22 protein-coding genes and 1 pseudogene are annotated in these 20,301 nt (G+C 56.3%); 6 read left to right on the top strand and 17 right to left on the bottom strand.

Features of this window, described 5'->3' with window-relative positions; genetic code table 11:
- Positions 1–57 precede the first annotated feature (57 nt).
- A complete protein-coding gene (locus ACWIUF_RS07995) occupies positions 58–180 on the top strand; it encodes a hypothetical protein (RefSeq protein WP_448571759.1) in 123 nt (40 codons plus the stop codon).
- A gap of 208 nt (positions 181–388) precedes the next feature.
- On the opposite strand, the gene ACWIUF_RS07990 is transcribed toward ACWIUF_RS07995, so the two are convergent.
- From ACWIUF_RS07990 to ACWIUF_RS07945, 10 genes and pseudogenes are all read right to left on the bottom strand, one after another.
- Positions 389–1,093, bottom strand: a complete 705-nt coding sequence (locus ACWIUF_RS07990; RefSeq protein WP_448571758.1) for a bifunctional 4-hydroxy-2-oxoglutarate aldolase/2-dehydro-3-deoxy-phosphogluconate aldolase — start codon at positions 1,091–1,093, stop codon at positions 389–391.
- Positions 1,094–1,224: 131 nt separating this feature from the next.
- A complete protein-coding gene (locus ACWIUF_RS07985) occupies positions 1,225–2,514 on the bottom strand; it encodes a TAXI family TRAP transporter solute-binding subunit (RefSeq protein ID WP_448571757.1) in 1,290 nt (429 codons plus the stop codon).
- Between the two features lie 21 nt (positions 2,515–2,535).
- Positions 2,536–2,712, bottom strand: a pseudogene (locus ACWIUF_RS07980) (ATP-binding protein); the annotation flags it as partial.
- A gap of 234 nt (positions 2,713–2,946) precedes the next feature.
- Positions 2,947–3,888: an NAD(+) kinase gene (locus ACWIUF_RS07975; RefSeq protein WP_448571756.1), complete on the bottom strand. Its 942-nt coding sequence runs from the start codon at positions 3,886–3,888 to the stop codon at positions 2,947–2,949.
- Positions 3,889–3,949: 61 nt separating this feature from the next.
- The gene (gene nuoK, locus ACWIUF_RS07970) at positions 3,950–4,255 is read right to left on the bottom strand and encodes an NADH-quinone oxidoreductase subunit NuoK (protein ID WP_448571767.1); all 306 of its coding nucleotides are present in this window, start codon (positions 4,253–4,255) and stop codon (positions 3,950–3,952) included.
- Positions 4,256–4,293: 38 nt separating this feature from the next.
- A complete protein-coding gene (locus tag ACWIUF_RS07965) occupies positions 4,294–4,914 on the bottom strand; it encodes an NADH-quinone oxidoreductase subunit J (protein ID WP_448571755.1) in 621 nt (206 codons plus the stop codon).
- A gap of 262 nt (positions 4,915–5,176) precedes the next feature.
- Positions 5,177–5,785, bottom strand: a complete 609-nt coding sequence (gene ndhI, locus ACWIUF_RS07960) for an NAD(P)H-quinone oxidoreductase subunit I (RefSeq protein WP_448571766.1) — start codon at positions 5,783–5,785, stop codon at positions 5,177–5,179.
- A gap of 115 nt (positions 5,786–5,900) precedes the next feature.
- Positions 5,901–7,019 (bottom strand): NADH-quinone oxidoreductase subunit NuoH, encoded by a 1,119-nt coding sequence (gene nuoH / locus ACWIUF_RS07955; protein WP_448571754.1) that lies wholly within the window; start codon positions 7,017–7,019, stop codon positions 5,901–5,903.
- A 445-nt stretch (positions 7,020–7,464) separates the two neighbouring features.
- Positions 7,465–8,373, bottom strand: a complete 909-nt coding sequence (locus ACWIUF_RS07950; protein ID WP_448571753.1) for an alpha/beta fold hydrolase — start codon at positions 8,371–8,373, stop codon at positions 7,465–7,467.
- A gap of 65 nt (positions 8,374–8,438) precedes the next feature.
- On the bottom strand, positions 8,439–9,161 hold the full coding sequence (locus tag ACWIUF_RS07945; protein WP_448571752.1) for a hypothetical protein: 723 nt from the start codon (positions 9,159–9,161) through the stop codon (positions 8,439–8,441).
- Between the two features lie 117 nt (positions 9,162–9,278).
- Here ACWIUF_RS07945 and ACWIUF_RS07940 point away from each other — a divergent pair, with 117 nt between their 5' ends.
- Entirely contained in the window at positions 9,279–9,782 is a 504-nt protein-coding gene (locus ACWIUF_RS07940; RefSeq protein WP_448571751.1) for a GNAT family N-acetyltransferase, read from the top strand.
- A gap of 59 nt (positions 9,783–9,841) precedes the next feature.
- Here ACWIUF_RS07940 and ACWIUF_RS07935 read toward each other — a convergent pair whose 3' ends face one another.
- Positions 9,842–10,312 carry a DUF3531 family protein gene (locus ACWIUF_RS07935; protein WP_448571750.1) on the bottom strand — a complete coding sequence of 157 codons (471 nt, stop codon included), beginning with the start codon at positions 10,310–10,312 and terminating at the stop codon, positions 9,842–9,844.
- 88 nt (positions 10,313–10,400) lie between these two features.
- Positions 10,401–11,084, bottom strand: coding sequence for a tRNA (guanosine(46)-N7)-methyltransferase TrmB (trmB, locus tag ACWIUF_RS07930; protein ID WP_448571749.1), 684 nt, complete (start codon positions 11,082–11,084; stop codon positions 10,401–10,403).
- A gap of 125 nt (positions 11,085–11,209) precedes the next feature.
- Here trmB and ACWIUF_RS07925 point away from each other — a divergent pair, with 125 nt between their 5' ends.
- Positions 11,210–12,316 carry a metallophosphoesterase family protein gene (locus ACWIUF_RS07925; protein ID WP_448571748.1) on the top strand — a complete coding sequence of 369 codons (1,107 nt, stop codon included), beginning with the start codon at positions 11,210–11,212 and terminating at the stop codon, positions 12,314–12,316.
- Positions 12,317–12,464: 148 nt separating this feature from the next.
- Here the strand turns inward: ACWIUF_RS07925 and ACWIUF_RS07920 are convergent, their stop codons facing one another.
- Positions 12,465–13,451 (bottom strand): type II secretion system F family protein, encoded by a 987-nt coding sequence (locus ACWIUF_RS07920; protein WP_448571747.1) that lies wholly within the window; start codon positions 13,449–13,451, stop codon positions 12,465–12,467.
- A 62-nt stretch (positions 13,452–13,513) separates the two neighbouring features.
- On the opposite strand from ACWIUF_RS07920, the gene psb32 reads away from it, so the two are divergent.
- Complete coding sequence (gene psb32, locus ACWIUF_RS07915) at positions 13,514–14,233, top strand: photosystem II repair protein Psb32 (RefSeq protein WP_448571746.1); 720 nt, start codon at positions 13,514–13,516, stop codon at positions 14,231–14,233.
- A gap of 221 nt (positions 14,234–14,454) precedes the next feature.
- On the opposite strand, the gene mscL is transcribed toward psb32, so the two are convergent.
- Complete coding sequence (gene mscL, locus ACWIUF_RS07910; RefSeq protein WP_448571745.1) at positions 14,455–14,889, bottom strand: large conductance mechanosensitive channel protein MscL; 435 nt, start codon at positions 14,887–14,889, stop codon at positions 14,455–14,457.
- Positions 14,890–15,245: 356 nt separating this feature from the next.
- A complete protein-coding gene (locus ACWIUF_RS07905) occupies positions 15,246–15,941 on the bottom strand; it encodes an aldehyde oxygenase (deformylating) (RefSeq protein WP_448571744.1) in 696 nt (231 codons plus the stop codon).
- A 580-nt stretch (positions 15,942–16,521) separates the two neighbouring features.
- On the opposite strand from ACWIUF_RS07905, the gene ACWIUF_RS07900 reads away from it, so the two are divergent.
- Positions 16,522–17,547 (top strand): pentapeptide repeat-containing protein, encoded by a 1,026-nt coding sequence (locus ACWIUF_RS07900; protein ID WP_448571743.1) that lies wholly within the window; start codon positions 16,522–16,524, stop codon positions 17,545–17,547.
- A gap of 38 nt (positions 17,548–17,585) precedes the next feature.
- Positions 17,586–18,719: a chemotaxis-specific protein-glutamate methyltransferase CheB gene (gene cheB, locus ACWIUF_RS07895; protein WP_448571742.1), complete on the top strand. Its 1,134-nt coding sequence runs from the start codon at positions 17,586–17,588 to the stop codon at positions 18,717–18,719.
- Between the two features lie 169 nt (positions 18,720–18,888).
- Here the strand turns inward: cheB and ACWIUF_RS07890 are convergent, their stop codons facing one another.
- Together ACWIUF_RS07890 and ACWIUF_RS07885 are read right to left on the bottom strand one after the other, a co-directional pair.
- A complete protein-coding gene (locus ACWIUF_RS07890) occupies positions 18,889–19,773 on the bottom strand; it encodes a tRNA (5-methylaminomethyl-2-thiouridine)(34)-methyltransferase MnmD (protein WP_448571741.1) in 885 nt (294 codons plus the stop codon).
- A gap of 32 nt (positions 19,774–19,805) precedes the next feature.
- On the bottom strand, positions 19,806–20,301 hold a 496-nt coding region (locus tag ACWIUF_RS07885), incomplete at its 5' end, for a hypothetical protein (RefSeq protein WP_448571740.1).

The following is a 20,301-nucleotide window of genomic DNA, read 5'->3' as shown; positions in this document are numbered from 1 at the left end:
GCTGAGGAGCAGGCAAATTAGGACCGCGATCGCGAGGATCACGCTGGTAGTGGTTTCGTGCACGATGAGGCTCTGGGGAGCGATCGGGCCGATCGCGCTGCTGGGAGCAACGGGTTGACCGGTGGCGGTGGCTTGGGGTTAGGGATTAGCTTGAGTCATATCAGGTTGTCTCCGCAGTAAGTAAATGCCTCTCTTGTGGGATAGCCGTCCCGGCTGTCACGACCCCAGAGGGATGAGTTGTGCGCTTGTGGGATAGCCGTCCCGGCTGTTCAATTATCTTAATGAACCTGCCCTTGCCCCCAGAGAAGACGAAATCCTAACCTTGCACGATGAGGAAGAAAGCCATGCATAGCCAATACTTCGCTATCATCCAATGGTCAGGGACCGATCAGTCTTCTCTAGCGGCCTTGGGATCTGGCGGAAGGGATTGCCGCAGGCTGGGATCGAGTAAGTTTTGATGAAACTGCTGGATGTGGGCCACGATCGCGTCCCAATGCCTTGCCTGCACCCAAGCCATCGGAAACAGATCACGGGAAAGCCCCACCGCGATCGCGCCCGCTGCTAACAATTCCTGCGCATTGGCACAGGTTACCCCCCCCGTCGGAATCAGGGGAATGTCACCCAATGGTCCTTGGAGACTGCGCAGATAGTTGGCCCCCCCCACCGCCTGGATCGGAAAGACCTTGACACTACTCGCTCCCGCCTGCCAAGCCGTCACAATTTCGGTTGGGGAGAGGGCACCAGGGATGATGGGGACTTTCTGGGCGGTTGCCGCTGCAATCAGGGTGGGATCAGTATGGGGAGTAAAGCAAAATTGGGCACCCACGGCGATCGCGTGCTGGAGATCCGCCACCGACAACAGGGTCCCGGCCCCAATCCAGCAGTCGGGCAGGGTTTCACGTAGACGGGGGATCAGGCTTGTGGGGCGATCGCTATTCCAGGTAATTTCGATCAGCCGGAGACCCGCCGCCGCCGCTGCCTGGGCCAGTTGTAATCCCAGGTCTAGGTCCGACACGCGGATCACCGCAATGACCCGTTGCTGCTGGAGTTGCACTAGCCAAGGTTGCGCTAGCCAAGCGGGAGGAGTGGGCATAGGTCAGCGGGAATGGGGTAAGTCGGATAGGGGGGCAGGGTTGCCGGTAGCAGGGATTAGCCCAGAACCCAGGCTGAGGCCAGCTAGAGTTGACCAGCTAGCGCAGGGTAAAGGACCCAGATGGTCTGATGTCATTCCTGCGATCGCGCCTGATTGCGGAGCAAGGTTTCCCGATGGCGGAGCGTGGTGACAGCCACTTCCCAAGGGAAGGTAAAGGATTGGAAAGACTCCGGTGAGATGCGATCGCGATCGAGATCCACCACCACCTTGGCAAACATCTGCAAAAGCTGACGCTGGACCTGCTCCAATTCCTCCGCATGGTTGAGGGTGGGGATGGTTTCCAATAGATGCAAAATCTCCAGGTTATAGGAATCGGCCCGGTTCTTTTGGCGACCCTGAAGCCAAATCCGGAACTGCCACAAGCTGGAAATACACAATACCACGAGGGAAACCAACACCCCGATCGGTTCCGCATAGGTGACCCAAAAATTCGGTTCCTCCCGGTTATAGAACGCCTGTGCCCCCGCATGAAAAGGAATCCCCAACTCCCGCGCTGGGTCGGGGCGTCGCACATGGGCCGCTAGGGGGCGATACTCCACCAAATCATTACGGGCCTCAAAAAGAATGCGGGTAATGTCATGGACCAGTCGCGTATCCACATCCTGCCGCGTGACCAGCATGGCTCGGACAGCCACCGTTGGCAGATCGGTTGCGGGAATGGGAATGGCACCGTTGTAGGTTCCCTTCGGAATTTGGGCGGGTTCGAGGGCCGGCAGCACCAGTTGTAAGGCAGCAGCCTGCTCGATCGGCACCAATTGCATCTGCTGATCCGCCAACACAGACTTAACCGACGCATTTCCCAGGGCAATGACCCGAAACAGGGCATCGACTCGACCTTGTTCCAGAGCCGCATAGGCCGCATCCGAGGGCATGGGCATGGCCACAAAGTCCGTTTCCGCCAGACCATAGTGCTGACTCAAGGGCCAAAACAGGCGATAGGAACCGCTGCCCTTGGGCATCAGGGCAATACGTTTGCCGCGCAGATCGCTGACGGATTGAATTTGGGACGGGCGACGGGCGATCAGGTGAAACACTTCGGGAAAAAGCAGGGCGATCGCTTCCGTTTTAGGACTCACCAGGGTATCGCTCTGGAGAATTGCTAAATCGACCTGCCGCGCCTCCAGGAGTTGCTGATTCTGGAGCGATCCTTCTGTGGCTTTAACCTGGATCTGTAATTGGGGTTGGTGGCGGGCGACGACCTGGGCCAGGGCTTGTCCGAAAGCATAATACTCGCCCTCCTCGCCCCCGGTGGCCAGCACCACGGTATGGACCCGTTGGCGATCGCGCAGCCATTGCCAGGTGAATACCCCTGATGCCCCTAAGCTAAGGAGGAGAATGAGCAGAATGAGTCTGTTTTGCATAGGGGGAGGCTAGCCGGTGGCTTAAGCGGCTTTCGCAGCTTTGAGGGGCATTTCAATGATAAAGCGTGTTCCTGGTTCCTCGGTGGACTCGCACCATAGGTTTCCCCCATGCGTGTCGGTGACAATTTGATAGCGCCTCGACAGCCCTAACCCCATTCTTTTGCCGACGGGTTTGGTGCTGAGGATCGAAGATTTTAGTGGGTGTTTGAAAAGTCCAAGAACAGGCCGTTTGGGCGACTCAAGTCGCCCCTACAAACGCAAAACAACACTGAGGACCAGCGTAATGAGAATAAACAGATTGCGATGCCCCTTGTAGGGTAAAGGCGATGGCGAGCAATTATAGCGGAGTCACACTCATTAGGGCATTTCAGCGGCTGTGATCAACAAGAGGCTTAAGCCCCTTGTCCTAGCCTGAATGATGATGGCTATCACTTAAAGTCGATGCAAATTGTTATAACGAATTCGCGCCCCCGCCCACTGCAACTTTTCCCGCAGGGTTTGGTAATAGGAATAATTCTCGCGCAGAATAATGAACTGGGCCTGACAGTCGGCCACCTGGATATCGACCCGCTGCCCCGGCCAGATCGAAGCCGCCAGCACCCCATCCGTCCAGAGTTTAGTGCTTAAATCGTGGTCATGGAGCGGCCAAATGCTCACCGTAGAACCAGGAGGAAGGACGATCGGGCGGCTGGAAAGACTCAAGGGACACAGGGGGGTCACCACGATCGCCGTCATCCCCGGGTGGAGAATCGGTCCCCCCGCCGCCACGGTGTAGCAGGTCGAACCCGTCGGCGTGGCCACAATCAAGCCATCCCCCTGGTATTGATCAACCACTTCGCGATCGATTTCCATCTCCAGGACTGACGTGAGCATCCGATCCGCCGAAGCAGGTTTAATACACATCTCGTTCAGGGCTAGGAAGGGTGCCCCTGGGGCTGGCTGGGGAGAAGGACGAGGACGGGGATGGGGCTGGTTCCCTTCCCCCAGGACTGCTTGGAGCATCATGCGCCGTTGGACGGCAAAGCGATCGGTCGTTAGCCGTGCGAACACCTGTTCCAAGTCCTGCACCTGCTCCAGGGATTCCGTTAAAAACCCCAAATGCCCCCCCGCATTGGCTGCCAGGATGGGAATACCCGCCGGGGCCAGGTGGCGGGCCGCCGCCAAAGCCGTCCCATCCCCGCCAAAGACCAGGGCCAGATCGATCGCCTGGGGTACCGAGGCCAGAAATACCGGGTAGGGGTTGTCATTCGGGCCGCTTGGCCCCATCAGCACATGACAGTCATGGGACTCTAGCAGCCGCGCATAGCGTTCGGCCAACTGTTGGCTACTGGGTTCCCCCGCCTTATGGGCAATAATGACTTGCTTCAGTTGCACCCATTGGCCCCATGAGGTCTACTGATACACCCGGTCTCATCGCTAAGCTAGCGTCCTTCCCCTACCACTTCAGCAGGTTGAACTGCTCCATATCTACGGTATCGCGGTTCCGGTAAATCGCCAGCACGATCGCCAGCCCCACCGCCGCCTCCGCCGCCGCAATGGTAATGACAAACACACTAAAAACCTGACCCTTAATTTCCTGAGGATCAAGGTAATTAGAAAAGGCTACCAGGTTGAGATTGACGGCATTGAGCATCAATTCAATCGACATCAGCACCCGAATGGCGTTTCGACTGTTGACCAAACCATAGATGCCAATCCCAAACAGGGCGGCAGCAACGAGGAGAAAGTATTGTAACTGCATGGATAGCTCGGTTAATTCAAAATTCAAAATTCAAACCCCTAATTGCCACCAGCGGGGAGTTGGCCCTGTTGCCCTGGGAGGACGGGTTCACGGGGCCGTTCCGCTAGGGCGAACTCGCTGGCAAGTTGTTCGGCGGGGGCATCGGGCAGGTATTCGCGACGGGCCAGGATAATAGCCCCGACCATCGCAATCAGCAGCAGGACAGAAGCCAGTTCAAAGGGCAGCAGGAAATCCGTAAAGAAGTGTTGGCCAATCCGGGTGGTGGCAGCATCGCCCGCGATCGTCGCTGTTGAGAGTTTCCAGGGTGTTGTTAGGGCAACGGTCCCTAACAGGGCAAACAGGCCCAGACAGACAACTCCCGTCACCAGGCGACGTGCCCAGAGGCGAGGCGAGTCAACAAAGGTGCGCTGGCGATTAACCAGCATGATCCCAAACAGGATAAGCACATTAACGGCACCGACATAAATCAACACTTGGGCCGCTGCCACAAAACCGGCATTGAGCAAGATATACAGGCCAGAGATGCCAATAAACACGCCCCCCAATAGGAAGGCCGAATAGACAATGTTAGCCAGGAGGACCACCCCCAACCCTCCCCCAACCACAATCAGGGAGAGGACAGCTAATGAAACTAATTGAACGCCTTCAGCTAAATTCACGATCGCTCCTCATGACGGACACAGGTTTACCAATGACCAAAATTTGGTTAGCAAGAATTGCGTAGCAGTCTGATCTTTGCCCCGGTTGTATAGATCACAATCAGTCTCGCATTTACCTCGGTTGAGAAATACAATTTGCCGGTGGTCTAGCCGTCTGAATATATCGAAGACTCGGCTGTCTGAGTGGCAGGCAGGCTGCCTACCCCACCATAATTTTACGAACGATTGAGGTTCGGCCAAACCTAGGGCTAACCTATCCCACTCAGGCTTCTGGGGATTTAGCCGCCGTCTGCGCCTGCGCCTCGGCCACAATTTCAGCCGGCATCTTGCCCGCCCGCCGGGACCCCGGTGGGAGATCGTGGGGAGAGAGGACCCCTTTAGGCAAATAGCCCAATTCCCGCAGGGGGGTCACCATTGGGTCATTGGTTACCTTGTAGGGCAGGCGACCCAGGGCGACGTTGTCGTAGTTCAGTTCGTGGCGATCGTAGGTGGCCAGCTCATAGTCCTCGGTCATGGACAAGCAGTTGGTCGGGCAATATTCCACGCAGTTACCACAGAAAATACAAACCCCAAAATCAATGCTGTAGTGGTTGAGCTTTTTCTTCTTCGATTCCTTGTCGAAGGTCCAATCCACCACGGGCAGGTTAATCGGGCATACCCGCACACAGACTTCGCAGGAAATACACTTGTCGAACTCAAAGTGAATCCGGCCACGATAGCGCTCCGAAGGGATCAACTTTTCGTAGGGATACTGCACCGTGACCGGACGGCGCTGCATGTGGTCAAAGGTGACTGATAGCCCCTCGCCAATATACCGAGCCGCCTGGGTCGCTTCCTTGGCGTAATCCCCCACCTGTTTCAAAAACCGCATCATAAGCGATAACCCTCCCTGTTCAACGATTTTCGGAGATCGGTTGAATAACCCAGTACTTGCCCCAACCGCAGAGCATTAACCTAACCAGTCCCGGCCACCGGCCACCTAATCCCTAACCGCCAAATGCCACTGGGAAGGCTAGCTTCAGCGCGGCGGTCAGGAGCAAATTGACCAGGCCAACGGGCAATAGGAATTTCCAACCGAGATCGAGCAATTGGTCAATCCGGACGCGGGGGACAGTCCAGCGCAGCAAGATTGCCAGGAAGACCAGCAGGTAGGCTTTGAACAAAACCATGAGAATGCCCAAGGTGGCAGCCATCACCTGGAACCAGGGCGCTGTTTCGCTAATCCCCAGCCAAGCCGCGATCGCGTCAATCGGCACGGGCAATTCCCAGCCCCCCAGGTACAAAATCGCCACGAACAAGGCCGATAGCACTAGGTTGACGTAGGAACCAACGTAGAAGAGGCCAAAACGCATCCCGGCATACTCGGTTTGATACCCGGCGACCAGTTCTTCCTCGGCTTCCGGCAAGTCAAAGGGAAGCCGTTCGCACTCGGCCAATGCAGCAATCCAGAAAAGAACAAAGCCCACGGGTTGCCGCCAGACGTTCCAACTCAGGATGCCGTAGCCCGCTTGCTGATTGACGATGTCGATCGTACTCAGGCTGTTGGACATCATCACCACCGCCAACACCGCCAACGCCAGGGGGATTTCGTAGCTAATTGACTGGGCCGCTGCCCGCAGGCCCCCTAGCAGGGAATATTTATTGTTGGATGAATAGCCCGACATGAGCAGGCCGATCGGCGCAATACTGGATAGGGCGACCCACAGGAACACCCCAACGCCCAGGTTCGTAATCACCATGTTCTGTCCAAACGGAACAATCACATAGGACAGAAAGATGGGTACAACCACCAGGACAGGACCCAGGGTAAAGAGAATCGGGTCCGACTTGGCGGGAACAATGTCTTCTTTGAAGACCAGTTTCAGACCATCGGCTAAGGGAGCCAGTAGCCCAAACGGGCCAATGAACTCTGGGCCAATCCGTTGCTGGGCGGCAGCAGAAATTTTGCGCTCTAGCCAGACCGCAATCAGCACCCCCACCAGAGCCACGGTCACCATCAACAGCATCGGGAAAGGTAGCCACAGGGTTTTGGCAACCCCCGGCGGCAGTCCCAAACCTTCCAAAATCTGAATAAAACTGCCCTGTAAGTCGATTCCTGAGTTCATAGCGGTTTGCTCAGTGTTTCCTGCATATATCGCTAACCCTGGCGATCGCCCACTCTCCCATCTTTACCTAAGGCCAATGCGGGAAAGCCGCGATCGGACGGATGGGCAGGTGATCGTTACAGACTATTAATTAAACCAAACGCTAGTATAGCGTCCGAGGGATGGCAAACAGAATCACCGCCATAGGAAATCCTACTGATCACCATAAGGGATCTTGAAAATGTCCAATGTCTGTAGGCGTCTTGTGGGGTAGGCAGCCTGCCTGCTGGCGATCGGGTCAGCCTGCCTGTCCGTGATTGCGGCCAGCAAAGACAGCCCAGAGGGCTATCCCACCAGCGAATTGGCTGAGTTGTACTCACGAACTCTTGTGGGGTAGGCAGCCTGCCTGCCCCTGAGACAGCCGCGATAGCTCTCCCACGTGTGATCCTGAGCCTGACAGCCACCCTTACCCCACTTGGGAACTCGGACAGCGGACTGGAACGATCGTCTGGATGTGGTGGGCAACAGCGTCGGGTTGCTCCACCATTGCTAAATGTCCACAGTTAGCTAATTCCAGCACGTTCTGACCCGTCTCAGCAAAGAGGGGATGGAAGCTCGCCAGATGGCGAACATACTGGGGTTGCATAACATCGTCCTGACTACCAGCGATGAAGTAAACTGGTTGCCTCAAGTTAGCGACGAGCTGGGGCAGACGATGCACCTCGGCCTCGGTGGTGGATTCAAGCAAACTGCCCAGGGCGGCTTGGGGGCAGGCGGTGACAAAATCCCGTACCCGTTGTCGCCCCCAGTGTCGGGCAATCGGTTGAGCGACGTTCGCACGGGCAAAGAGGACATCCAGCAGGGGCAGATAACACAGCCAAGGGGGGCGAAAGTTCACCAATTGCTGGCCAGCAGCCCGAAACCGTTCAAACGCTTCCTTCAGGTAAATCCCTCCCCCGGCATTGAGGCAAATCACCCCCGCGATCGTGGCCGGCTGTTGCTGAGCTGCCCACAGGGCAATACTACCCCCCAGGGAATGGCCCACTAGCCACACATTGTCTAAGTTCAGGTGGGCCAGCAAGTCCACCAGATCCTGGGCATAGGCTTGCAGGGAGTAGGGTGATCCCTGCTCCGGCGGGACAGTCAGGGGGTGCGATCGCCCCGTCGGGGATGACGGGTCAACCAACTGGGAGTCGCCAAACCCACGCAGATCATAGGTTAAACACTGATAGGTATCAGCCAAACGGGCCACCAGGGGTTGCCAATAGTGACGACTGAGCATCCAACCATGTACAAACACCAGCGTCTGGCGCTGCGCCGTCACCGCCGTTAACGCATACGCACAGGGAATACCATTGAGCCGGATAATCTCCATAGCGTTAATCCTATACCGGATTGTGATTGGGGCGTATCCCCCCTAGGCACTCACCCCAGCCCCCCTCAGCGGCCCATCAAGCGTAGCCGGACCCCCTCAGCAATCTTCTGCCCCAGGTATTCTGGGATTAGGCTCTCATTCGGACCCAAGAGGTACAGGATCAGGCGTGTGCGCCCCCGCCAGACCAACAAATTCGCATTCACCACCAGCAGATCCTCCTGCCAGATCGCATACATCACCTTATAGAACAGCCCCGGTTGGTTATCGGCCTCAATCAATAGGGCGGGCAAGTGGAACACCGGGTCCACGTAAAACTCCGTCTCCACCTGTTCCAACCCAGCATCCAGGTTAAACTCCACCGCCAGCATTTCCTCTACCTCAAAGTGGCCGGCGAGGGCTTCGCGAATCGCTCGACACACATTTTCCGAGGTTTTATCCGTCAGCGCCTTGCCCCCACGGGAAACGACCAGCTTCACAAACACCAACATGGGGGGATAGATCTGACCGTAGAGGCTGAGGCTGTGGACGGTAAGACCGTAGGCTGCCAGCACGCCAAAAATGTCGCTGAGCAGGAAAGACTGGTTACGGTAGGCAAACTGGAGCGCGCTTTTGTTCCCCTCCGGCTTCAGCTCAATCACCGCCTGCCGACTTTTGTAGAGTTGATAGGCCAAGCGTAGATTCTGGAGCTGGATCTCACTACTGACAAACTGCTCATAGAACTGGGGAAACGCTCGGTTGAAGCGCTTGAGAAGTTCCAGTGTGGATGCTTTAAGACCGGGGGCCGTCATTGGGAAAAGGGGAGGGAGGATATACTATCTAGATACTGACATCCGAAACTTTTACCACCCTAAGCTGCCTGCATGGTTTTCTGGAAAAGCTGGTTTAGCAGCCCAAACGCTACCTCGATGCCCAAGTCGGCTCAGGCCCAGCGCCCAAACGCTGGCGTCAATCATCCGTCGGTTGAGGTGCTGCAACACAGCACAGATCATAACGTTCATATCTTTTTCAGTACCGATCGCGATATTGATCTCTACGAACTGGAGGAACTCTGCGATGCCGTGGGCTGGTCGCGTCGTCCCCTGCGGAAAGTCAAAAAAGCCCTTCAGTACAGCTTCCTGGTGGTTTCCATGTGGGAACAACGGGGACCCAAGCGGCGGCTGATTGGTTTTTCGCGAGCCACGTCGGATCATGCCTTCAATGCCACCCTCTGGGATGTTGTCGTCCACCCAGATTACCAAGGAAAAGGATTGGGGAAAGCCCTGATGAAACAAGTAATCAAGAAACTGCGTAGTGAGGATATAAGCAATATTACGCTGTTCGCTGATCCCCATGTGGTTGATTTTTACAGAGGTTTGGGGTTTGTGCCAGACCCGGAAGGGATTCGTGGGATGTTTTGGTATCCCGATTAGTGGCCTTGGCCAAGGGGTACCTAGCTGGGTCCACTACGGACTGGTCAGCGTGGGGTTAACTACCGGTTATACAATCGTTCCGCAGGATTATCCGCATCAAAATCGTCGTCTCGGTCTGGAATCGGCCAGTCTTCATTTTCACCCCCCACTATGAGCCGTAGGATGGGCACGTATTCCGCGCTCAGTTGCTGGAGGGCATTGATCAGCACATCCAGGGCGATCGCGTCACTGGTCCCCAGGTCAAACCATACCCGCACCCAAGTGTCCTGATATTCTAAATCACTGGCATTGTGCATCAGGGCCATAAAACTGTCGGCGGCGTGGTCGGCATCGTAAGTCAAGTAGCTTAATTCCAAGCCCGTCTCTTGGATCTGCAGATTTTCGGCATTGAAGCCACCCAGTTTTCCTAGAAAGAACCAGGCGTCAAACAGGGTTTCCAAGTATTGCTTTTCCATTTCCTGGGGTGGCTCCTCCAGTTCCAGCCACAGCCAGACATCAAAGGGGTTAAATTCGCGAAACTCAACATGCATAAACCGTTGGTAGCAAAGGGGACGGTCTATTGTGGCATTCCTTGCGATTGGGGGCTAGTCATCGATCTCACGCCGGGGAGGGGGTGACCTAGGCGGTGGTCAAGGTTGCCCCTGTGGGCCGTCGTCGTAACCGCATCCGAAACACTGGCTCTCCCCGCGCCAGGGTTGATCGTTCCCGCTCCGTCATCACGGGCAGGGGATTTTCCGGTAACCAGAGGGGGTCCTGGCGGGCAAAGGCGGGGTGTTCCAGGAAGCGATCGCCCATTTCCTGCGCTACGGCCTCAATATCCGATTGCAGGAAAACTTCCCCGCCGGGGGGCAGGGTATCCGCCAGCGCAGCCACTAGGTCTGGTTGGACAACGCGTCGCTTCTGGTGGCGTTTTTTAAACCAGGGGTCAGGAAATTGGATCGACACCCGATCCAGCACACCGGTCGGCAGGGAGTTGAGCAGGTCCCGCAGTCCAACATTAGCGTTGTAGAACAGGTAGGCCAAGTTGGTTAGTTGGAGGGCTTCCCGCCGCGCGTTGGCCTGCTCCACAAGGGGTTCCCGAATTTCAACGCCCAGGAAATTGCGATCGCCGCCCGTTGCCGTCGGCGAATCACGCGCCAATTGCGCCATCTGCTCGACAAAATAACCGCGCCCACACCCAATATCCAACCACAGGGGCCGGGTGGGATCAGCGAAGACCGTTGACCAATCGGGAATGGCGAGCGGTTGTTGGTAGCGTTGGCTTAGGGGATTGACATGTTGACGGACACGAACAGCAGCCACAGGTAAAACGGGGAATAACGACTGAAAAACAACTTTAGGATCTTAAGGGGTATGGTGAGTGTATGGGGATTGCCTGCGAATGCGTTAATTTTTCCCCATTGTTGTTGATCCCGATTTTAAGACCTATGGCTGTGGCATTCCGCTTCGCGATCGTGAGTGATCCGCACATTGCCCTTCCCCATACGATCTGGGATCACCCCAGTCGGTTTCATCTGGTGGAGGTGAGTATCCCAGCGCTGGAGGGGATTCTGGACCATTTGAGCGAGCTGGATCTGGATTTTCTCCTGCTACCCGGAGATTTAACCCAACACGGCGAACCGGATAATCATCGCTGGCTGGCCGATCGCCTGGCTCGCTTACCCTTCCCGGCCTATGTCATCCCCGGTAACCATGATGTGATTGCGCCACAGGCCACAGCAACCGCGATCGGCCTGCCTGATTTTCCCTACTACTATCGCCATTGTGGCTATACCGATCCCAACCAGCTTTACTACACCTGCGAACTGGTGCCGGGGGTACGCCTGATTGCCCTGAACTCTAACCAGTTTGATGCCGAAGGGAAGCAAGTCGGACGGCTGGATGCGACCCAATTACAGTGGCTAGCGTCGGTCCTCGCGGCCCTAGACCCGGATGAGTTGGTTTTCGTCATGATCCATCACAATGTGTTGGAACATATTCCCGGTCAATCGCGGCATGGGATGGGGCGTCGCTATATGTTGGACAATGCCCCAGTGTTGCTGAAATTGCTGCGATCGGCGCGGGTGCAACTCCTGTTTACGGGGCATCTGCATATTCAAGATATTGCCTATCAGGGGCGGATGTATGAAATTACAACGGGGTCGCTGGTGAGTTATCCCCATCCCTATCGGGTCTTAACCCTGCACCGCGATCGCCACGGTCAATCCTGGCTCGAAGTGGAATCCCACCGGGTGACCCAGGTGCCAGAGTTGACCCATTTGCAACGGCATTCGCGGGAATGGATGGGTGATCGCAGTTTGGGGTTTATGGTGCGTCTGTTGACCGAGCCACCGTTGAGTTTATCTCCGGTTGAGGCAACCGCGATCGCGCCCAACCTGCGCTACTTCTGGGCCGACATTGCCGACGGCGACGCCCTTTTTGAATTCCCCCATTTACCGCCGCCGGTGCAGCACTACATTCGCCGTTTTAGTGCCCTGACCGCTGAAGGTAACCTGGCCCTCATTGACAACGCCGTCGCCCTACAACTTACCTAACCTGGGTACTCCCTCCCACTTGTACCCCCGGGTGCCCTTGCTGTCTTGGGGGTTCTTCGTCCCCTCGCGCCCTTCACTGGTTAGGACTCAATGCCCCAACTCTTCAGCACCGGGATGGGTTGCCACACCCCCCACCCACCCATTTGCTCTAGTCCGGCAACGACGGCAACGTCTGGGTAAATAACTGGATAGCCGTAAGAGCAACGATACCTCCGATCGCAACGATCGCCAGGGGCCGCAAAACCGTCTGCACCTGCCGCAGGGTCATTGCCAAGCTTTCCTGACCGTATTCTCCCAACTTCCCTAACGTCTCATCCAGGGCACCGGCCTCTTCTCCCGTGCGAATGAGTTGCAGGGCAAGGTCCGGGATACGTCCGGTTAAAATCTGGCCCAAGCTACGACCCGAGCGCACCCCATGAATCAGGAGCGTCAAGGTTTTCGCCAATTCCGGATCAGGGACATGGCGACGCATTAAATCCAACGCCGCCAGAATTGGGATGCCACACCGTAACGGCGTGGCCAATTCACTGATGTACAGACAGACCTGCGCTTCCCAGAGGGACTTCAGAATTGGTAGTTGGCGCTGATAGGATTGAACTGTGGCCCCCAAGGAACCAGATTGCGCTTGCTGCCACCCCCAACCGAGGCCCAGACTTAGGCAGAGCACAAGGCCCCAAAACCAGGGCTGGAGGAGAAACGCAGTACGCCACTGGAGCAGGGCTATCCCCAGGGTAAGGCCACTGATAGCCAAGGCCACGAGCGATCGCCCGATCGCGGTTTCCAGGCGTTGCCGTGCCTGTTGCTGTCGCGCCGCGATCGCCAATTGCCGACAGCCCGCCGCCAGGGCACCACTGGTTTCGGCTAGGCGCAAGACCCCCAGCGTCCACTGGTCAAAGTAAGCGGGGGTGAGCCAGGATCGGGGTTGGTTGGCGGCGATCGCCTCCGCCAGGGTCGCACCGGCATCAATACTGCGGCTAGAGTGCTGGAGTAGGCGGCCCCATTGCCCCTGGCCCGGAACCTTCACCATCCCCAGGCTGCGTTGTAGGGGTATCCCCGCGTTTAACAGCGTGGCCAGTTGGTCAAAGACCTGGGCGCGTTGCTGGAGTAAATCGGACGATCGGGGCCAAAGCAGCATGGCGAGTATCCACTGGGTGGCAAAATGGTGCAAATACCAATGTTTATTTATCTATAAGCCCCATGCAATCTATTCACAATTTTTTTCAGCACTGGCGGCGTCATTTGCTCCAGCTTGGACTATTGGTTTGTCTGGTGGTGGCCAGTCAGCTCGGCGCGATCGCCCCGGCCCAGGCCACGGGTATTTACGACATTCCCCGCCCCGCCAGTGATGGCACTCCCTGGATCATTGACCAAGCCGACATTATCAGTCGGACCAATGAAAACAAGTTAAACACTGCCTTTCAAGCCCTGGCCGATACCCAAGGCGTCCAGGTTCACTTCGTGACCCTCTATCGCTTTGACTACGGCGAAACGGCAACAACTTTAACCGATGCCCTCTTCAATACCTGGTTCCCCACCCCCGAAGCCCAAAGCCACCAAGTCCTACTCCTATTGGATAACCTCACCAATGACGTGGCAATTCGCACTGGTGACGCGGTGAAAGCGGTCTTACCCGATGCGGTTGCGACGAGTGTGGCCAATGAAAGTATTCTGATCCCCTTGCGGGAGGGTAACCAATACAATCGGGCCTTTACGGAGGCTGCCGATCGCCTGATTGCAGTCGTTTCCGGCGAACCTGACCCTGGCCCCCCCGTGGAGCAGGAAACGGTGCAGGCAGAGAGTACGTTTACCAAGGCAGCGGAAACCGATACCCAGAGTTCCACGATCGTGGTGATTGGGTTGCTAATTGCAGCAACGGTGATCCCAATGGTGACTTACTATATCTATCAGGCTCGTTGATTCCAGTCTGGTGGGATGGGCCTCCGGCCCGTCAATCTACCTCTCGGCCAGCCCCAGCCCATTGATTCCAGTCTGGTGGGATGGGCCTCCGGCCCGTCAGCCAACCCGTCAACCGGCCAATCCTTGGACAGGTCAACAGCACACAGGCAGGCGGGACGCCTACCCCACCAGAGAATGCCGCCTACCCCACAAGACCGAGGTCTTAGCAGGTTCACACCAGATTACTGTTGCGAGTCGAGGACACTGGTGAGGCGATCAAGGGTGTCGGCTAAACGTTCCTGGACAGCGATGGCGGGATCGGGGGCGGGCGGTTCGGCTTCGGCTTGGGCAGCTTCGCGGCGCTTGAGCCGTTCTAGGCTGCGAATGAGCAGGAAGAGTACCAAGGCAATAATGACAAAATCAACCACTGACCCGAAGAAGCTGCCGATCTTGATGCCGGGGCCAATACTCAATTCTCGCCAGTCTGCCCCGGTTTGGGCCAGCAAAGGGTTAATAATGCCCGGCATGACCAAGTCTTCGACAAAAGAGTTGATGATCTGACCGAAGGCTCCGCCAATAATCACCGCCACAGCCAAATCAACCACATTGCCCTTAAGAGCAAATTCCCGAAAGTCGCGCAGAAACCCTCCGGCTGCGTTCCGACTTCGTCTCACCATGTCGCTGACTCCTTTTGCCTTGAATATCCCATTTGGCTTCCCATCTGGCTAAGTTCAGCGTATGTTGACATGGATGACGGCGATCGGCAAATCCCCACGCTCGGTCTTGTAGAGACCCTGCCTAGGATCAAGCCTAAAATAATGGCGAATTATCGGTTAATGTCGCGTCTGCGCGACCCAACCCGTTGACCTTGGCAGACAAGCTCCCTACCCCCCAGGATGGTGGCACAACTCCTAACCCACAAAATGGGATGGAGGCCGTCGTTTAGAACACGAGGTTCAGGGCAAATAATGGGCAGGCAAGGTGCCTACCCCACACGCTTGGATCGGCCTAAGCGGGCCGGATAGCCCTAAGGTTAGGCAGCGCGGAGGCCATAGGCTGACATGCGCATAATGTCACGGGTGGAAAAGCCGATATTGCTCAGGGCTTCTCCGTAGGCAATCATAAAATCCTCGACAAGTGCATCTTTCTCCATGCCCAGGGCCTTGGCGTCCTCCTCAACTTCATTCAACATCTGCCAAACAAGGGGCAGGTTTTGGCGATTGGCCGCCTCCAACTCCTCGCGGGATGCCTCGAAGTTAGCCTTCAGCCATTCTTCACCAAAGTTCAGGTGTAGGTACTCGTCCTTGATCACCCCTTCTGTGATCTTGCGGGCAAAGGGATCGGCCACAGGGATATAAATGTTGTAGGCCGCGATCGCGAAGCACTCGATAATGAGGGATTGGATCAGGAGACAGGTCACGAGCTTCCCTTGGGCTGCTGCTTCCTGGAAGTTGTGGTGCAGGTTTGCAAAAAACTGGCGGGCAAATTCCAGATCCGGCGTCACACTGAGGTTGCGACCACAGGCTTCAAACCCTTTCTTATGGCGGTTTTCCATCTTTGCCAGTTTGGTGAGGGTCTCCTGGTGGTCAGGCAGCATTGCCGTTAATTGCAGGTAGTTGGCGTGGGCTTCCTCTTCCCCCTCAATGACGATCGCGTTGATTCGACTATACGCCTGTTTATACACATCACTCTGAAAGTCGATGTCAACACTTGCCTCAAGCTGCGGCATAGATTTTAGTCTCCTTATTGCCAAATGGATTCTCAATTTAAGTGGGTAGCCCCCCCAACTCTTGCGGGGAGGCAAAAGCTGAGTTGAACCTGAACCTTTAACTTATCTTAGAGGGTGTTCGCAAAGTTTTACAGACTGGCCCTTCTACCTGGACGGACGATGGGGCTCGATGTTAACAGCAACGAGCGAGCTATCCCTGGGCGGTCTTCCCCCTTCCCTGCCCGTTAGGACAGCTTACGGCACCCCCTCCCACCGCAGCCCCTCACCGCATCGTCCCCTACCCTAGCCTCCCTAGATAGCTGATCGCTGCCGACGATCGCCAACTCAAACGGGGGCTAGCCGTCTGGGTATGGCGAGGACTCGGCTGTCGCAAGCGTCGCTAGGCCCCCCACTGGCGACTTTTGGTCTCTTGGAGTTTTAGATTTGTATCGTTGATTGTATAGTTTTCGTGCGGAACCAAACTTCCTGGCCCCATTCGGGGATTACTGGAAGTGATATAGAAAATTGTTGAAGCGCTTCATTCTTCGTCATCCACGCTGCCAAAACAATTGCATGTTCCTGATTGCGAGGTTAAAGTCCTATGGATGTTGCCGAATTAACCCAACGTTATGCTAATGGGGAGCGAGACTTTGCCGGGGTGAACCTCGCGGGAGCCAACCTGAGCGGCCTTAACCTGAGTGGCGCGAATTTTGCTGAAGCTTTTCTTGCCTCGGTCAACCTTAGCCGCACGGTGCTCCACAAGGCCAACCTCTACGGGGCCTGTCTGTATGGTTCCGATCTCACCTATGCCAAGTTGGAGCAGGCGAATCTTGTTAGCGCCGATCTAACCAAGGCGAAGCTGGTCGGTGCCCAGTTGATCCATGCCAGTTTGCGCGGTGCCCGGCTCAGTGGGGCGATCCTCAAGGGGGTTAATCTCCGACAGGCCGATCTCAGCCATGTTAATTTGTGTGGTGCAAATTTGAGTGGCATTAACCTACGGGGAGCCAATCTGACTGAGGCCAACTTGAACTGGGCAAATTTGGAGGGTGCCCGCTTAAGTGGGGCGGATCTATCCGGCACTAGTTTAAATAGTGTGACGTTGAATGACGCCTACATGAATGGGGTAGATCTTAGTGACGCGGATCTGGAAGGGGTCAACTTCAGTGGGGCCAAACTGAGCGGGGCTAACCTCAAGCGATCGAATTTGGCCGTTGCCAACTTCAGCTATGCCTACCTGCGGGTAGCCACCCTGAGCCATGCGAATCTACGCGCAGCCACGTTTAGTCATGCCTCTTTACTGCGGGCCGATTTGCATGAGGCCAACCTCAGTAAGAGTGATCTGACGGCAGTGGACTTGAGTGAGGCTGATCTCCGGAATGCGAACCTCAATGGGGCCAAACTATATGATGCCAATCTTGCCGATGCCAATCTCCAAAAGGCCTATCTTTGGGCTGCCAAGCTCGATCGGGCGAACTGCCAGGGGACTAACCTGGAAGGGGCGAAGCTGCAAGGGGCAAGTGTGGCCGCCGTCAATCTGCAAGCAGCCCTGTACGATCAGGACACCCGCTTTCCCTCTGGGCTGGAGGTAGAACCGACCTATACCGAGGCTTGTCTGGTTTACGCTTAAGGATGGATTACACTCAACGCTGAGGTCATCGCTACGTTATGGTTGCTCTGCCCATTCGGGTTCTACTGGTTGAAGATTCGCCCGTGGCGTTGACCATTCTCAAGCGCATTTTAGGCACGTCGCCAGATTTGGTCGTTGTGGGCGTAGCCCGTAATGGCATGGAGGCACTGGAGCTGATCCCCAAGGTGAAGCCACAGGTCATTTGTACTGATTTTCATATGCCCAAGATGAATGGCCTAGAGTTAACTCGCCGGATTATGGCGGAGGCTCCCTGTCCCATTCTGGTGGTTAGTGCGTCGGTAAAGGCAGAAGACACCCACAATGTCTTTCCCCTGTTGGAGGCGGGGGCGTTGGATGTTTTCCCTAAACCCACGACAGGGCTGGCAACGGAATATGAACAATTAGGGCAGGACCTCATCAATCGCATCAAGGTCCTAGCAGGGGTAACGGTCTTTACCCGACGATCGCCCACCCGTCTTGCCCAGTCATCCCCATCTATGGCGGGGAAACGGCCAGGAACTAGCGTACAGCAAGTGTCAAGGGGGCGTTGGTCGGGGGTATCGCCGAGCGCAACCCCTACTGCGTCCAGGCTGGATATTCGGGCACCGCGCATTGTGGCGATCGGCGCTTCGACCGGGGGGCCACAAACCTTGCAGCAAATTTTGCACCACTTGCCAGGTAGTTTTCCAGTGCCGATCGTGTGTGTGCAGCACATCAGCGAAGGCTTTTTGCAAGGGCTGGTGGATTGGTTGCAATCGAGTTGCGCTTTGTCGATCAAAATTGCCCAAGAGGGAACGGTCCCCCAAGCCGGTGGGGTTTACTTTGCGCCGGAACGCCATCATCTGCAACTGAGTCCCCAGGGGTATTTACAACTAGGTTCCTCGCAACCGGTCGATGGCCATTGTCCCTCCGTCACGGTCCTATTTCAGTCTGTTGCTGCCTACTATCGGCAAGCTGCGATCGCCGTGTTATTGACCGGGATGGGTCGGGATGGAGCGGCTGGGATGCAGGCGGTGGCTCAGGCTGGGGGCCTGACGATCGCCCAGGATGAGGCCAGTTGTATTGTATTTGGGATGCCCAAGGAGGCGATCGCCCTCGGGGCAGCACAGCAAATTTTAGCGCCTCCGGAGATTGCCCCGTACCTGATTAAACAGTTTGCCATTGCCAAATAGGGTGCGTTAACCGTTCAATTGCCCTCACCCCCCAGCCCCCGCTCCCAAAATGGGCGAAGTAGCGGCGCTATTAGTTTTTTAGGCCCCTCTCCCTGAGGGTGCGGGGTTGGGGAGTGGGCTGTCGCACCCATGCTCAGTCGGCCCGTCAAGCAATTGCGCCATCGGTCCATCAGTGGATCTGCCACCGCCGCCGCCAACTGGAGGTCGAGGGCAGGGGCGATCGGGCCTGTTCCTGCTGATGGCGGGCCAAAATAACCGCCGCCGCATCAGCCAAACTGGGATCGCGGTAGGGGACAGCAGCACGGGTTTGTAGGTGTTCCTGCTCCATTGCCGACAGGGGGACTAAGCCATGCGCCTGGAAGGCCGCCACCGTCCCCTCCGACCACTGGTGAGACAAGGCGTGGGCCGGGGGAGGCAGGGTGCCAAGGCAAAGCCCCGCCGTCAACAGGGCCGAGCGTACACTGGCCGAGCGCGAATAGGTGGCCAGCACACCCGTTGGCGCTAGGCAAGCCGCGACTTGAGCACAAAATTCCACCGTCCACAGTTGGGGACAGCGGCGGGGCGAAAAGGGATCAAGAAAGATGACATCGGCCTGAAAGCCCTGCTGGCGGAGGGACTGAATTGTTTGGCGGGCATCCCCCAACCTCAACGTTGCCTGGAGGTTGGCTCGCTGGCAGTGGTGGTGTAGGGCCAGATCCCACAGGATGGTTTGCACCGCTGGGGACCAAATGGAAAGCAAGTTAGGCGCGATCGCAGCGCGGGGAACACTGGCGTCCAGTTCTAGGCCATAGAGTTCAACCTGGCAGGTGGGATTGACTTGGGCGATCGTTTCCAGGGCTGCCGCCGTGTTGTAACCCAGCCCGTAGCAAATATCAAGCACGCGCAGGGTCGGCGCTTGGGCGCGGTAAGCGAGCTGGGTAGCCTGCACAAATTTTTGCAAGGCTTCCTGTTTAGCCCCAGTCCGACTGTGGAAGTGTTCACCAAATTCCGTCGAAAAAAAGGTAAACGAACCATCGTCCGTTAATTCGGGTTGCCAGGAAGGGGAGCCGTCCATATCAGGCTAGATATCTACATGGATGCATGGTCTCACCACCACCGTAGCCGTTCAGCCAGACTGGCCGCACTTTTCCCAATACTATCCGCAGGGACGCTATCCGCAGTAGAACTATCCACTGTAGAGCTATCACTATCCACTGTAGAGCTATCGCTATCCACTGTAGAGCTATCACTATCCACTGTAGAGCTATCGCTATCCACCGTAGAGCTATCGCTATCTACTGTAGAACTATCGCTATCTACTGTAGAACTATCGCTATCTACTGTAGAACTATCGCTATCCACTGTAGAACTATCGCTATCTACTGTAGAACTATCGCTATCCACTGTAGAACTATCGCTATCCACTGTAGAACTATCGCTATCCACTGTAGAACTATCGCTATCCACTGTAGAACTATCCGCAGGGGCGCTATCGCTCGTGGACAACTCGTCCTCCGTGGGGGAACGATCGGTATCAGGACGCTCAGCAGTAGCACTATCGGTAATGGACAATGCCTCCTCGCTGGGCGGGGGGGCGGCGGGT

This window comes from Trichothermofontia sp., assembly GCF_053493415.1.
The sequence above is the reverse complement of the archived record's forward strand: the minus strand, read 5'-3'. Positions and strand labels throughout refer to the sequence as shown.

Excerpts from the sequence above, each read along its gene's own strand:
- ACWIUF_RS07990 (WP_448571758.1), bottom strand. The coding sequence starts at position 1,093 with ATGCCCACTCCTCCCGCTTGGCTAGCGCAACCTTGGCTAGTGCAACTC.
- ACWIUF_RS07985 (WP_448571757.1), bottom strand. The coding sequence starts at position 2,514 with ATGCAAAACAGACTCATTCTGCTCATTCTCCTCCTTAGCTTAGGGGCA.
- nuoK (WP_448571767.1), bottom strand. The coding sequence starts at position 4,255 with ATGCAGTTACAATACTTTCTCCTCGTTGCTGCCGCCCTGTTTGGGATT.
- ndhI (WP_448571766.1), bottom strand. The coding sequence starts at position 5,785 with ATGCGGTTTTTGAAACAGGTGGGGGATTACGCCAAGGAAGCGACCCAG.
- nuoH (WP_448571754.1), bottom strand. The coding sequence starts at position 7,019 with ATGAACTCAGGAATCGACTTACAGGGCAGTTTTATTCAGATTTTGGAA.
- ACWIUF_RS07950 (WP_448571753.1), bottom strand. The coding sequence starts at position 8,373 with ATGGAGATTATCCGGCTCAATGGTATTCCCTGTGCGTATGCGTTAACG.
- ACWIUF_RS07945 (WP_448571752.1), bottom strand. The coding sequence starts at position 9,161 with ATGACGGCCCCCGGTCTTAAAGCATCCACACTGGAACTTCTCAAGCGC.
- ACWIUF_RS07940 (WP_448571751.1), top strand. The coding sequence starts at position 9,279 with ATGCCCAAGTCGGCTCAGGCCCAGCGCCCAAACGCTGGCGTCAATCAT.
- ACWIUF_RS07935 (WP_448571750.1), bottom strand. The coding sequence starts at position 10,312 with ATGCATGTTGAGTTTCGCGAATTTAACCCCTTTGATGTCTGGCTGTGG.
- ACWIUF_RS07925 (WP_448571748.1), top strand. The coding sequence starts at position 11,210 with ATGGCTGTGGCATTCCGCTTCGCGATCGTGAGTGATCCGCACATTGCC.
- ACWIUF_RS07920 (WP_448571747.1), bottom strand. The coding sequence starts at position 13,451 with ATGCTGCTTTGGCCCCGATCGTCCGATTTACTCCAGCAACGCGCCCAG.
- psb32 (WP_448571746.1), top strand. The coding sequence starts at position 13,514 with ATGCAATCTATTCACAATTTTTTTCAGCACTGGCGGCGTCATTTGCTC.
- mscL (WP_448571745.1), bottom strand. The coding sequence starts at position 14,889 with ATGGTGAGACGAAGTCGGAACGCAGCCGGAGGGTTTCTGCGCGACTTT.
- ACWIUF_RS07905 (WP_448571744.1), bottom strand. The coding sequence starts at position 15,941 with ATGCCGCAGCTTGAGGCAAGTGTTGACATCGACTTTCAGAGTGATGTG.
- ACWIUF_RS07900 (WP_448571743.1), top strand. The coding sequence starts at position 16,522 with ATGGATGTTGCCGAATTAACCCAACGTTATGCTAATGGGGAGCGAGAC.
- cheB (WP_448571742.1), top strand. The coding sequence starts at position 17,586 with ATGGTTGCTCTGCCCATTCGGGTTCTACTGGTTGAAGATTCGCCCGTG.
- ACWIUF_RS07890 (WP_448571741.1), bottom strand. The coding sequence starts at position 19,773 with ATGGACGGCTCCCCTTCCTGGCAACCCGAATTAACGGACGATGGTTCG.